10 protein-coding genes are annotated in these 13,981 nt (G+C 59.7%); 3 read left to right on the top strand and 7 right to left on the bottom strand.

Features of this window, described 5'->3' with window-relative positions:
* Positions 1-53: 53 nt before the first annotated feature.
* The 6 genes from ACI77D_RS20505 to ACI77D_RS20480 form a co-directional block, all read right to left on the bottom strand.
* Positions 54-2,579 (bottom strand): acyl-CoA dehydrogenase, encoded by a 2,526-nt coding sequence (locus ACI77D_RS20505; protein ID WP_407017370.1) that lies wholly within the window; start codon positions 2,577-2,579, stop codon positions 54-56.
* Between the two features lie 235 nt (positions 2,580-2,814).
* The gene (locus ACI77D_RS20500) at positions 2,815-4,266 is read right to left on the bottom strand and encodes an outer membrane protein transport protein (RefSeq protein WP_407017369.1); all 1,452 of its coding nucleotides are present in this window, start codon (positions 4,264-4,266) and stop codon (positions 2,815-2,817) included.
* A 120-nt stretch (positions 4,267-4,386) separates the two neighbouring features.
* Positions 4,387-4,890, bottom strand: a complete 504-nt coding sequence (praB, locus tag ACI77D_RS20495) for an alkane oxidation protein activator PraB (protein WP_064452135.1) — start codon at positions 4,888-4,890, stop codon at positions 4,387-4,389.
* A 134-nt stretch (positions 4,891-5,024) separates the two neighbouring features.
* On the bottom strand, positions 5,025-5,519 hold the full coding sequence (gene praA / locus ACI77D_RS20490) for an alkane oxidation protein activator PraA (protein ID WP_064452134.1): 495 nt from the start codon (positions 5,517-5,519) through the stop codon (positions 5,025-5,027).
* Between the two features lie 134 nt (positions 5,520-5,653).
* Positions 5,654-6,934 (bottom strand): alkane 1-monooxygenase, encoded by a 1,281-nt coding sequence (locus ACI77D_RS20485; RefSeq protein WP_262667733.1) that lies wholly within the window; start codon positions 6,932-6,934, stop codon positions 5,654-5,656.
* 318 nt (positions 6,935-7,252) lie between these two features.
* Positions 7,253-8,251, bottom strand: coding sequence for an alpha/beta fold hydrolase (locus ACI77D_RS20480; protein ID WP_407017368.1), 999 nt, complete (start codon positions 8,249-8,251; stop codon positions 7,253-7,255).
* A 294-nt stretch (positions 8,252-8,545) separates the two neighbouring features.
* Here ACI77D_RS20480 and ACI77D_RS20475 point away from each other — a divergent pair, with 294 nt between their 5' ends.
* From ACI77D_RS20475 to ACI77D_RS20465, 3 genes are read left to right on the top strand one after another with little or no spacing between them, the layout of a single operon-like run.
* Positions 8,546-10,084, top strand: coding sequence for a flavin-containing monooxygenase (locus ACI77D_RS20475; RefSeq protein ID WP_407017367.1), 1,539 nt, complete (start codon positions 8,546-8,548; stop codon positions 10,082-10,084).
* The gene (locus ACI77D_RS20470) at positions 10,081-10,971 is read left to right on the top strand and encodes an SDR family oxidoreductase (RefSeq protein WP_221294569.1); all 891 of its coding nucleotides are present in this window, start codon (positions 10,081-10,083) and stop codon (positions 10,969-10,971) included. Before ACI77D_RS20475 ends, ACI77D_RS20470 begins: the two co-directional genes overlap by 4 nt.
* Before the next feature lie 15 nt (positions 10,972-10,986).
* Complete coding sequence (locus ACI77D_RS20465) at positions 10,987-11,835, top strand: metal-dependent hydrolase (RefSeq protein ID WP_221294568.1); 849 nt, start codon at positions 10,987-10,989, stop codon at positions 11,833-11,835.
* On the opposite strand, the gene ACI77D_RS20460 is transcribed toward ACI77D_RS20465, so the two are convergent.
* Positions 11,832-13,904, bottom strand: coding sequence for an EAL domain-containing protein (locus tag ACI77D_RS20460; RefSeq protein ID WP_064452128.1), 2,073 nt, complete (start codon positions 13,902-13,904; stop codon positions 11,832-11,834). The genes ACI77D_RS20465 and ACI77D_RS20460 overlap by 4 nt on opposite strands.
* Positions 13,905-13,981 lie beyond the last annotated feature (77 nt).

Below are 13,981 nucleotides of genomic sequence, written 5' to 3'. Positions count from 1 at the left end.
TCAGGCAGACCGCTATCGCGGGCAAGCCCGCTCCCACACTGAGCGCGTTTTCCCTAGTTGACCGAGGCGTTTTCGCTTTGGCTGCTGCGGCGCTTGGCCACGGGCTCCAACGCTTGCTGACGCCGCTGCAAGGCCTCCAGCAAACCGAAATCCTGCGGGAAGTCGTCGACCTGAATACCGTGGTCGGCATATTCCACATAGCGCCCCAGCAGGCGGTCTTCGTCATCGCTGATCAGGTCCAGCGCCCGCGCCTTGACGCGCCAACCGGTAAAGGCCGTGGCGGAGATCGGCATGGGCTCGATCAAGCCTTGCTTGACCGCAGACTTGAGCCGGGCGTCGATCAATTCCACCTGCGGCAACAGACGGAAGCCCAATTCGCCATAAGCCAGCTTGTCGATTTCCGGACGCGGAATGTAGGAATTGGCCAGCAAGCGGTCGCGGGTTTCGCCCGGGGTTTGCACCACCTCGGCCACCTGGGCCAGCAAGCGGTCCGACGGTTTACGCAGGGCAATACCGAACGGGAAACTCAAGCCACGCACCACTCGCGCAGCGGCTTTCGAAGGGTAATTATCGAGCACTTCGGCCAGGGCTTCATGGGCGCGCAATAACGCGTCCTGGGCCGACCAGTGCACCAGCGGCAGGTCCGCCTGGGGCCGTCCGTCATCTTCAAAGCGCTTGAGCACGCAAGAGAGGATGTAGAGCTGCGACAGAATATCGCCCAGGCGCCCGGTGATGCTTTCCTTGCGCTTGAGGGCGCCGCCCAGCACGCCCATGGAAATATCCGAGATCAACGCCAGCACCACCGACAGCCGATTGGCCTGGCGGTAGTAGGACGCCAGCGCCGGCTCGGTCTTGGCCGGAACAGAAATCAGCCGCCCGCCCGTCAGCGAATGCACGGCGGCGCGCACGGTATTGGCCAGCACAAAACTCAGATGGCCGAACATCGCGCTGTCGAAGGCTTCCAGCGCCTTGCGCCGATCCGGGTTGCGCGCCGCTTCCATCTCGCGGAACACATAGGGATGGCAACGAATCAGCCCCTGGCCAAAGATAATCAGGCAACGGGTCATGATGTTCGCGCCTTCTACCGTGATGGCAATCGGGCTTTGCTGGTAGGCGCGGGCCAGGAAGTTATTGGGCCCCATACAGATGCCTTTGCCCGCGACGATGTCCATGCCGTCGTTGACGATGATTCGCGCGCGCTCGGTGACGTGGTATTTGGCGATGGCGGAAATCACCGAGGGCTTTTCACCGGCATCCAGGGACGCCACCGACACCTTGCGCACCGCATCGCAGGCATACAAGTGCCCGGCCATGCGCGCCAACGGCGCCTGCACGCCTTCGAACTTGCCGATGGGCAGGCCGAATTGTTTACGCATCGCGGCATAGGCGGTGGTGCCGCGTACCGCCACTTTGCCCAGGCCGACGTTGGCGGATGGCAAGGAAATCGCCCGCCCCGCAGCCAGGCATTCCATCAACATGCGCCAGCCGTTGCCGACTTGCTCACGGCCGCCGATGACCCACTCCAGGGGAATGAATACATCCTTGCCGGTTGTAGGGCCGTTCTGGAATACGGCATTCAGCGGCCAGTGACGGCGACCACTGTTCACGCCGGGATGAGACGTCGGTATCAGCGCGCAGGTAATGCCCAGCGAGCCAGCCTTGCCGAGTAAACCCTGCGGGTCTTCGGCGCGAAACGCCAGGCCCAGCACCGTGGCGATTGGGCCAAGGGTGATGTAGCGCTTGTCCCAGGTCACCTTGAAGCCGAGCACTTCCTCACCCTCGTGCACGCCTTTGCAGACGATGCCCAGGTCCGGAATCGCCCCGGCGTCGGAGCCGGCATACGGGCTGGTCAGCGCAAAGCACGGAATGTCTTCACCCCGCGCCAAGCGCGGCAAGTAGTAATTACGCTGGGCATCGGTGCCGTAATGCAGCAGCAATTCTGCCGGGCCCAGGGAGTTGGGCACCATCACCGAAATCGCCGCCGCCGAGCAACGTGTCGACAACTTCATCACCACTTGCGAATGCGCATAGTGGGAGAAACCTTTGCCGCCGTACTGCTTGGGAATGATCATGCCGAGGAACCCGGCGTCTTTGGTGTACTGCCAACCTTCGGGGGACATGTCTTGCCAGACCTGAGTAGTTTCCCAATCGTTGGAAATGTCGCAGAGCGTCTCGACCTCATTGTCGAGGAAGGCCTGCTCTTCGGCACTGAGGCTCGCCGGAGCGGCTTTGAGCAACCGATCCCAGTTGGGTTTGCCGCTGAACAGCTCGGCGTCCCACCACACGGTGCCGGATTCGATGGCGGCGCGCTCGGTGTCGGACATCGCCGGCATGATCGTACGAAACAGGCCCAGGGCCTTGCTGGTCAACAGCGCGCGACGCAGGGGTTTGATCGTCAGCAGCAAGGCCGGTAATACCACCAACACCGCCGCGACGGTGATACCCAGGCCCGCCACCCCATTGAACAGGTAACCAAGCGCCAGCCAGATCAGGCCAGCGCCCAACCAAAGGGCTGCGGCGGCCTGTCGATACGCCAGGGCAATCGCTGCTGCGAGACCCACCAATAACCAGATAACCATGGGGATACCTCTACTTGATTCAGGGCACGGCCAATGCGCAGGCAGATCAAAATGAACTGCGGCGTAAGGCCACACTACAAACTTGAAAAGACAAATTCAAATTTTGTTTTGAAATTTTTATTTAATGCGTTCGCGCAACAATAAAGGGCTGAACGAGTCAGCCTGCTTGAGCAGCAATTGAGGCAATTTCAGGCGCGAGCACCAAGATGCGCTGGGTGCTCGTGCCGTCGTGGTGTTAGAACTTGTAGGTGGCTGACAAGCTGACGATGTCGCCTGAAGACTCAGCCGTACCGTCGAGACGACCGCCGCCAAGACGATCAACGTTCTGGGTTCTGATGTTGACCTTCTGAACAAACTGGTGCGAATACGCGGCGTCCAGCGACAAGCCCGGTATGGCCTTGATATCGTAACCCGCACCCAGTGATGCAAAGTAACGGTCGCCGTCCGGGATACGTGGATCGCGCGTCGAGTCGCGCGTCGGGGTTTGGTCATACGCCACACCGGCCCGCAGGGTCAGCTCATCCGTGGCCCTGAAATCGCCACCCACGGAGTACATCCATGCATCCCGATAGTTGTAAGGAATGGCAACGATCGTCGAGCCCTCGGACTTGAGTGTCAGGTCCTTGAAGGACGACCATTGCGTCCACATGGCGCTGAGACCCAAGGTCCAACGGTCGTTGAACTGATGCACCCAGTCGATCGCGGCAGTCGCCGGAATATCCAGCTGAGTGCTGGCATTGGCGCCGTTGGGGTACAACTTCAGCCCAGGGTACGCCGTTTCAACCAGCGTCTTGCCGGTACCGAAGACGGTGTCGTCGGTCATCAAACCGTTGTTCAGCGCATCAGCCCGGATGTTGTATTTACCGGTCATCTTGTTTTTGATTTTGGCGTGGTAGTTAAGGCCCAACGAGTCCTGGTCAGTCGGTTTCCAGACAACGCCGGTAAACCAGCCAACGGAGACATTATCGACCTTGACGCGCATCAGTGCGGTGCCGACGCCCGACGGAAACGCCCCATTGCCCAAACCGGGAGAGACCGACGCAGCCGAAAACAGATCGATGTTCTGGCTGACGAAGCCTTGGCTGCGCTGGACGATCATGCCACCACCGATGGAGAAGTCGTCACGCACCTTGAACGATAACGACCCCGTCAGGCCGACGGTTTCGATTTTGGTGTCCACGGCAAAGTCGCGAAACTTGGAGTTTTCATTCCAGGTGGTGCGCATCCCTTGTGGCACGACCTGGCTGAGGCCGAATGCAAAACGGTCACCCATCGGGATGACCAGAAAACCGGTCGGCAACCAGGCGGTGAAACCGCCCTGGCCACCGTCATTGTTGTTGACGACTGCCCTGCTCGGATCAAAGCTGCCATCCGGCATCACGGCGGTATTGGAGACTGGATTACCGGCGTAATCGTAAGCCTGACCGCTGTATTTAATCTTCACACGCGCATAGTCGACGGTCTGTTGAACCACGGCCTGGTCGACAAATGCCATGGCCGCCGGGTTGTTGTAAGCAGAACTTGGGTCGTTCTTGAACAGAGAACCGCCGCCAAACGCCCGCCCCCACCCAGGGGCGCCGTATGTCGGCGTGGAGAAACCACCCGCCTGCACGGGCGCTGTCGTCATCAGCCCCCCCAGTAATGCCAGCCCCAGCAGTGTTTGAGCCTGTTGTTTCTTAGTGATCATGCGGCACTCCTTATTATTATGCGCTCCCGGCATTGCCGGCTTTCCACGTCAGCCGGCACCTCTTGCGAGGCACCGGTTTTTCAACGGGTGATCAACCCTTCGTTCTGCAATGCACGCCCGTTATGGGTTAACCGTCAGGCCGGCGGCAGTCGTGGTCAGCGAGACAATGTTGCAGCCGCCGCTCAGCGCCTGGTTGGCGGCTGTCAGCGTGTGAGTCGCAGCGTTCCAGGCCACGCTGATGGTGGACGGGCCGCAGTCAGTGCCTGGAAGTACGATGGTTTTTTTGATGGTGTAACCCACGTTCTCCACTTGGCCTGCAGCGCCCGACAATGCGGTCAGCTTCCAGCCTGGCGACGGGATGCTTTTAAGGGTTGGCAACGAGCACAGGCCGCCACCGGTCAGGGCAGCATTGTTGATTGTGGCAACACCGCCACTGACATTACCGCTGAAGGTAATGCCGCAGGTCACAGAGCCCCCGAATGAAGACGGTGACTGCACGACGATGGAGCCTGCGGTGGTGGTGAAAGGACCTTCCGGGCTGATCGAAGCCGCAGTGGCCATCGAAGCAGCGCCCATGCAAACAGCCAGAGCAGTCAACGACACGAGAGTTTTCAAGCTTTTCATTGTTTTTCCTCACATGTTATGGCGAGTCATTTCGCCAGGGGTAATGGCCATGAACGAGAAGTCACGGTGAAACTGCAGAACGTCCCTTTCCAGCCAAATTTCAATTCAATTACCGCTGTAGTATTCGGATTCTTTTATTCGACCACTTTGAAGGTGGGCGGCATCTTGATCGACACCGTCTTGATCGTGCAGTCTTCGCCAATCGGTACATTGGCGGCTTCCAACTTGCCGGTGGCGTTATCCCATGTACCGTTGGCCGTGGACGGACCACACTTGCCGCCCAGGCCAAACGCGTGAACATCCACACTGATCTTCGACATGGAGCCGCTCTTGGTATCCTTGGCAACTAACACCCAAGGCAAGTTGATTGCCTCGACACGGCTGCACTTGAGGCCGCCATCGAATTCAACTTTATCGACATTCACCGATGCCCCATCGGCGGCGACTTTGCCGGCCACCTTGATGGTGCAGTCGGCGCTGATCAGCGCGCCTTTGGAAAAGCTGATGGGGCCTTGTGCCGTAAAGGCGCTGCCGGCCGGCTCGATACGCGCCGCCTGGGCCTGTTGGTAAACAATCAGGCCCAGGGCGGCCAATACGACATGCGCGGTGAACGTGGCAGGGCTTTGCATAATGTACGTCCTTCCCTTGAAATTATTGTTGTCGGGTCAAACAACTTACTGACCACTCAATCCGTAAAACCTGGGCGATGAAAACCCGCGCGATACACAGATCCCGAGTGACACAACCCCTGTGTTACTTCACATTAGAATGGCGTCGCACTGTGACTGTACTTCTCCAGGTACTTCAACCGTTGGGAAGGTTGAAGATTGGTCAGGGTAATATCCCCGGCATAATGATTGAGTACCCGATGGTCCATGCGGCGCCGCCACAAGTACGGCACGTAGGCCCAGACAATCATGCTCGCGTACCCATAAGGCAGTTGCGGTGATTCATCGAAGTGGCGCAACGACTGATAACTACGCGTCGGGTTGGCATGGTGATCGGAATGCCGCTGAAGTTGGAACAGAAAGATATTGGTGACAATTCGGTTGCTGTTCCACGAGTGCCGCGGCGAACAACGTTCATAACGACCGTTGGGCAACTTCTGGCGTTGAAGCCCGTAGTGCTCGACGTAGTTCACCACTTCCAGCAATGAAAACCCGTAGATCCCCTGGATAATCAGGAACGGAATCACGGCCGCCCCCAACCAGACAATCATCACACCCCACAACACCACGCTGTACATCCAGGCGCTGAGCACGGCGTTCTTCCAGTGCAAGGCCGGCAGGCCGAGTTTGCGCAAGCGCTCGCGCTCCAGGTTCCACGCCGACACGGCGCTGAACCACACCGAACGCGGCAGGAAAGCCCAGAAACTCTCACCCAGGCGTGAGCTGGCCGGGTCTTCCGGTGTCGCGACGCGTACGTGATGGCCACGGTTATGTTCGGTGTAGAAGTGCCCGTAGAACGTCGGCGCGAGGGTGACCTTGGCCAGGAACACTTCCAGCGGCTTGGGTTTGTGCCCCAGCTCATGCGCGGTGTTGATCGCGATGCCAGTGGCTGCCCCCGTGGACATCGCCATGCCCAAATAAGTGAACCAGCTGACCTCGCCGTGCAACTCAGTGCGCGCGGTAATGAATGCCGCGGTTTTTGCCAAGCCGCTTGCAGGGTCAAGGGTTGCGGTGGCGTGCAGCAGGCCGCCGTTGATGATCCATTCAATACCACCGGCGGCCAGCCAGCCGGTCATCACCACCGAAGTGATAACAAACAGCACACCGGTGTAGACGATCCAGCGGTAATAGCTTTGAGATTCGAGGTTGCTGACGGCGGATTCGGGTGGGTTGCTGACGTCTTCACCGAGCAGGCCGTCGATCAACGGGATCAAGCCGAAGATCACCAGTACGCCGACCCACCACAGTTGCTGCACACCGGTGGTGATTGCCAGGGCGCCGGACAGCAACGGCGTTGCCAGGGGCAGGATGCCGAGCCACCACAGGTGGCGCTTGCCGTCGGTCCAGACGTGTGGGGTTGCCAGGGTCTGATTCATGGCAGCCTCCGCACGCAGCGGCTTGGCAGGGAAAGATTCGCGGCACTCAACAGCGGCACGGAGCGCTGACGGCTCCGAGAATTCAACGATGCGATAAAAGGCGTTTTTTTCATTATTTTATTCGCTCTTAGGCATTTCAAAAACTGTTTCAAATTAGACATTGAAATAATTTTTTTAAATAAATAGCGCGGAATCGTTAGGTCGTCAACTAGTTTCTTGGACCCATCGTCACGTGACCGGGCAGTCTCTTTTTCAGCCGTTTGGTCAGGTGTCTAGGGCAAGCTTTAACGCCATTGAACCGCGAGTCGGGTAGCACAATCATTTGCTCGCCAAGGCAAAGGAAGGGCGCAGCACCGTGGCACTCAGGACTGGCGTGGCCCGCTTGGCGACCTGATCCACCAGCGCCGCCACGCGCTCTGTGGCGGTAATCGGCAGCATATGGCCACGGCCCTCCACCACCTGCAATTTCAGCCCGGGCACCTTGCTCGCCAAGGCTTGGCCGTGCTTCTGGAAGTCCAGCACGTTGTCGCGCGCGCCAAAAATCAGCCCGATCGGCAGGGTCAATTGCGGGTAGCGCTTGACCATGTCCGGCAGGTCGTCATTGACGAGGTTGATCTCACTGGAGGCTGCGTAGAAGTTGTCAGGACGCATACCGAGCAGCCCGCCGCCGCGCGTGGCGAAGTCAGGCGGCGCGGCGTCTGGGGCGAATACACCTTTCACCACCGACCCTTGGGTGAGCAGGCCGACAGGCAAAGTCAGCGTGTGCGAGATCCAGCGCCGCAACCACGCCGGGCGCACCGCCAGCGACAGAAAGACCAGCGGCAACATGCGCTGGGGATGGGTCAGCGGCGCCACCAGGATCAACCCGGACACCGCATGGGGATGATCAAGCGCCAGCGCCAGGGATATCGCCCCGCCGAGGGAATGCCCCAGCACCAGCGGTTTATCCAGGTCGAGCGTCTTGATAAAGGCGGCGATTTGTCGGGCCTGGGCCGGCAGATCTGCCGCGGTGCCTGCGTGGCGGCTGGAATAGCCCGATCCCGGACGATCAACCGTGATGACGCGAAAGCGGTCACGCAACTGGCTGGACAAGGCATAGGTCAAATTGCGACTACTGCCCATCAGCCCGTGAATCATCACCAACGGTGGGCCCTTACCTTCCTCTACATAGTGAAAGCGCTCGCCATCGACCTCCACGAAGCGCCCGTTGATCGGAACGGCCGCTTCAATGCGCCGCGTCATCCAGGCACTGAAACCCCACAACACAACGCTTGCGGCCACAAGCACACCCGCAGCGACAACCCATTCGACAGCCATAGCTCGGTCCTCTGCTTCCCTGCTGCTGGCGACCCGACCGTTATTGATCAAGGCCTCAGCCATCGTCCACACCCTGGACCTAAACTTCATGCATACCGTGCTCGTCCGTCGGACAAGTCGCACATGCGGAACAAGGTCCTAGCGTAGGCGATATTTTCAGGTAGATTATTTAAAATCTTTTTTAAAATAATTAATTCATTTTTCCTTTGCAATGGTGTTCTATCTAAAAGACACAACAAAAAAGACAGGAGCACACCCGATGCCCGCCCAGCGCTCCCTCTATGAGGCCTGCCTATGAATGCCCACAGTGATTCAATCGACATCGCCATTATCGGTTCAGGTTTCGCCGGCCTGTGCATGGCGATCAAACTCAAGGAAGCCGGGTTCACCGACTTCTTCATCGCCGAGCAGGCCGACACCCTCGGTGGCACGTGGCGCGACAACCATTACCCGGGTTGCGCCTGCGACGTGCAGTCCCATGTGTATTCGTTTTCGTTTGCGCCGAACCCGGACTGGACGCGGCAATTCGCCCCGCAGGCAGAGATCCGCGCGTACCTTGAGCAATGCGCACGGCGTTTCGAGCTGGCGCCTCATCTGCGCTTCGGCATGGGCCTGCAACGTGCGGTCTTTGATGATCAACAGCAACGCTGGCAACTGAGCTTCAACAATGGCCGACAGGTCAGCGCGCGGGTGCTGGTGTCGGGCATGGGCGGCTTGTCGCGCCCGGCACTGCCGGATATTCCGGGGCTGGACAGCTTCAAGGGCAAGCGCTTCCATTCCCAGCAGTGGGACCACGCCTATTCATTGAAGGGCAAACGCGTCGCCGTGATCGGCACCGGCGCGAGTGCCATCCAGTTCGTACCGCAGATCGCGCCGCAGGTGGCGCACCTGGACCTGTTCCAGCGCACGCCGCCGTGGATCATGCCCAAGCCCGACCGGGACATTTCGCGCATCGAGCGCTGGGCCTTCAAGCACTTGCCGTTCACGCAGCGCTTGGTACGCGGCGCGTTTTACTGGGCACTGGAAGGCCGCGTCGTAGGCTTTGCCCTGCACCCAAAACTGATGAAGATGGTGCAGAAAATCGCCCTGCGGCACCTGCATAAGCAAGTGGCCCGCCCTTCCCTGCGCAAAACACTTACGCCGGACTACACCATCGGCTGCAAGCGCGTGCTGATCTCCAATGACTATTACCCGGCGCTGTCGCGCAGCAATGTCGAGGTGGTAACCGACCACATACTGCGCATCGAAGCCGACGGCGTTATCACGGCCGATGGCAACAAACACCCGGCCGACTGCCTGATTTTCGGCACCGGTTTCCAGGCCACTGATCCCCTGCCCCGCGACTGTATCATCGGCCGCGACGGCATTGACCTGATGGACGCATGGCGCGACGGCGCCCATGCGTACAAAGGCACCACGGTGCCGGGGTATCCGAACCTGTTTCTGATCGTCGGGCCCAACACCGGCCTTGGGCATAACTCGATGATTCTGATGATCGAGGCCCAGGTCACCTACATCCTTGATGCGCTCCAGCACATGCAGCGCCAACGTATCGCCACGGTTGACGTCAAACCCGACGTGGAGCAGGCCTACAACCGGCAACTGCAGGACAAACTCAAACGCACCATCTGGAGTACCGGCGGTTGCCAGAGCTGGTACCTCGACCCGCGCACCGGCAAGAACACCACGTTGTGGCCCGGCTCGACCTGGCGCTTCAAGCAAGTCACCCGGCATTTCGCGCTCAAGGACTATGTGGTTGCAATGGCACCGACCCACGCCATCCCCCACGTGATAACAGCGCCAAACGCCACTGCTGAAGGAAGCCTGTCATGAAGTCATTCAACGGCCGCGTGGCGGCTATCACCGGCGCAGCGTCCGGCATGGGCCGCGCGTTGGCCCTGGCGCTGGCACGGGAAGGTTGCCACCTGGCCCTGGCGGATAAAAACAGCCAAGGGCTGGATCAAACCTTGGCGCTGATCAAAACCTCGACCCTGTCGCCGGTGACGATCACCACTCATGTAGTGGATGTGGCGGACCGCCAGGCCATGGAAGCCTGGGCAGCACGCTGCGTGAGCGACCACGGCCAGGTCAACCTGATCTTCAACAATGCCGGCGTGGCGCTGTCGAGCACGGTCGAAGGTGTGGACTATGCCGACCTTGAATGGATCGTCGGTATCAACTTCTGGGGCGTGGTACACGGCACCAAGGCGTTTTTGCCGTACCTGAAAGCCAGCGGCGATGGTCATGTGGTCAACACCTCCAGCGTATTCGGCCTGTTTGCCCAACCGGGCATGAGCGGCTACAACGCGACCAAGTTTGCCGTACGCGGCTTTACCGAGTCCCTGCGCCAGGAGCTCGACCTGCAACGTTGCGGCGTGTCCGCCACCTGCGTGCACCCCGGCGGCATTCGCACCGATATCTGCCGCAGCAGCCGCATCGACGCGAACATGACCGGCTTTCTGATCCACAGCGAGCAACAGGCTCGCGCTGACTTTGAAAAGCTGTTCATCACCGATGCCGACCACGCCGCCAAAGTGATTCTGCAAGGCGTACGCAAGAACAAACGCCGTGTGCTGATCGGTCGCGACGCGTACTTCCTCGACCTGCTCGCCCGCTGCCTGCCTGCGGCTTATCAAGCCCTGGTGGTGTTCGCCAGCAAGCGCATGGCGCCCAAACAGCGCACGCCGGTGTTTGAACCCAACGACGAACCCCGTCTCTGAACAGGAGCACGCACCATGCTACCCATCCGTCGCGATATCCGTTTTGCCTTGCCCGCCGGGCGCATCAAGGACTGGCACGAACAAGGCCCGTTCATCACGCATTTCTTTAATGCGTTGTCGCTGCTGTTTCCCCAGGGCGAGCTGTTTTTCATGGACAGCGTGCGCCATTACCGCCAGCGCATTGACGACCCGGAACTGAAAAAAGAGATACAGGGTTTTATCGGGCAGGAAGCCATGCACAGCCGCGAACACGTGGCCTACAACGATCTGCTGCAAGCGGCAGGTCTGCCGGCGGATACCCTGGACCGGCGGCTTAAATTCATCCTCGACCTGCAAAAAAAACACCTGCCTGCCTCCTTCAATCTGGCGGTGACCATTGCCCTTGAACACTACACGGCGATGCTTGCGGAAATCCTGCTCAGCGATCCCACGCGCTTTGGCGACTCACTCAAGGGCTACCAGCAAATGTGGTACTGGCACGCCCTCGAAGAAACTGAACACAAAGCCGTCGCGTTCGATGTGTGGAACACCGTGATCAAGCCCGGGCCCGGGCGCTATCTGCTGCGCACCGGCACCATGCTGACCGTTACCGTGTTTTTCTGGCTGGTAGTGTTGGATTTCCACCTGCGCCTGCTGATTGCCGACCGCAAGGCCGGTGGGCACCTGAAGGGCTTCTGGCGCATGCTCAAGTTTCTGTACGGCCCCAAGGGAGTTTTCCCACGCATGCTGCGGCCGTGGCTGCACTATTTCAAACCGGGCTTTCACCCCTGGGACCACGACAACCGCAAGCGCCTGGCAAGGATCGACGGGCTGGTCGAAGAGATCGAGCAGACCCAACGCGAATACGCGTCAGCCTCGGTTTAAACCTGAGTTGAGGCGCGCTCGCGGACAAAGCGTTGCAACTGATCGCCGGGCAGCGCCTTGCTGAAATACCAGCCCTGGATAAACAATTCGGGGCCGGTGCTCAAGAACGCCAACTGCTCGGCGGTCTCCACGCCTTCCACCACCACGCCGAGCTTGAGCGCCTCACAGAAACGCAGCATGCCGGTCAGCACCTGCGCCCCCTTGGGGTCGCGCTGGGCGACCACAAAACTGCGGTCGATCTTGATGAAGTCCACCGGAAACTGGTGCAGATAACTCAACGCAGAAAACCCGGTACCAAAGTCATCGATATACACCTTGGCGCCGATCGCTTGCAGTTTCTGGATGGTTTGGCGAGTCACCTGGATATCACCGACCAACGCGTCTTCGGTGATTTCCACCGACACCTGCCCATGGGCCTGCGCGAGAATTTCCACCAGGCGCTCGCCGTAGGCGGCGTCCGTCAGGGTGGAGCTCGATATGTTGATGGTCATGGGCAAGGCGAAACCGTTTTTCTTCCACTTCTGGTACTGGCGCACCGCCTGGGATGCCACCCACACATCCACATCCGGCATCAACCGCGCCTGGGCGAGCCATTGCAGGAATTCCCAGGGTGAGTGCACCGTGCCCTTGCTGTCGCGCGCGCGCATCAGTGCCTCACAGCCGGTACACAGGCCGGTGCGTGTGGAGACCTGGGGCTGGTATTCGAGATAGAACTCGTAGTCGCTGATCTGCTGGATGCGGCTCAGTTCGACGGCCTGACGGGCCAGGGTCCGGTGGGACGCCAGCACAGGGTCCAACTCCAGCAGGCGGCCCTTCTCCTCGAGGCCGCGGAAGGTCATGTCCAACGACTTGAGATACACCGTGCCGCCTTCGCTGGCCTGACGATGAATCGCGCGTACATACGGCGCATACACCAGGGTGCCCAGACACAGCAGCAGCACCTGCAACACCACGGCCGCTACATCACCGTGCGTGCTGAGGTAGGCATTGAGCAACACCGGCGCAGTAAACGGCACGCTGGCCACCGCCGGTGACACCCAACCCAGGTGTACCACCGTCAATGCCACCATGGTGTTGAGCGCCGGCACCAGCAGAAACGGGATAAACAAGCGCGGGTTCAGGATGATCGGCAAGCCGAACAGCAAGACCTCGCTGACATTGAATAACGACAGCGGCAAACTGGCCATTGCCAGCAAACGCATGGACTTGCTTTTGGAGAACAGCAGAATCGCCAACAACAGGCACAACGCCCCGCCAGACCCGCCGATAAACGCGAAAGAACCCAGCAAGCCATTGTTGAGCAGGTACTTGATCGGCTCACCCGCCGCGAGTGCGGTGCCATTGAGCACTACGGCCTGATCCAATACATCGAACAGCGGCTGCATGGCATACACACCGTGAATGCCGAAAAACCACAGCAGCGAATTCATCAGGGTCACAAACAACCCGCTGCCATAAGGCGATTGCAGCGCATCGAGCACCTGCGGCCCCTGAAGTTGCGCCACATAGGGAATCAGTAGCAGCAACGACAACACCACCACCAATAACAGCGCGGTAATGGCGCCCGGCACCACCATATTGATGGCACCCCGCAGGTTATGGCCGACCAGGTCCTCGTTGACCAGGCGGGTCCAACGAAAACGGTGCAGCCAGGCTATCGCCGGCACATTGAGCAGCGGCGAGGCGATGGCGATGAACAATACGAAGGTGGCCGACGCTCGGGGGTATTCCCGCAAGACAAACGTGGCGACCACCACGTGAGCCAGGCATAAAAAAGCGACAGGCAATTGTGGCAAGCGGTGCTGGATCGCCAGCATGTAACCAATGGAGGCCGCCACCAGCAGCGGAATGACCGAGCTGATCTGGTTGTGCAGCCCAGACAGAAAGCCCACCACCTGCGGATCGAACCCCAGCACCCTGGCGCATTCGGACAGGATCAGGAAACCGGCCGACACCAGCAGGCACGGCAGAATCCACAGCAGCCCTTCACGTATGGCGCGCAATGATTCGGTACTGGCCAAGGCCGCCAGGCGTTGAGTAAGGAAAAGTTTGAACAGCGTTTGCACCATGCCCCGCCCCTCCGCCCATCGCCTTCTGCCGCTAGTGGCAGCCCGGAATTCTCGTGTAACGCTACACGGCCAGCTAC

The organism is Pseudomonas sp. O39 (assembly GCF_045447295.1).
In the GTDB taxonomy this organism is placed as follows: Bacteria; Pseudomonadota; Gammaproteobacteria; order Pseudomonadales; family Pseudomonadaceae; genus Aquipseudomonas; species Aquipseudomonas antarctica_A.
This window is presented reverse-complemented; position numbering and strand designations above follow the sequence as displayed.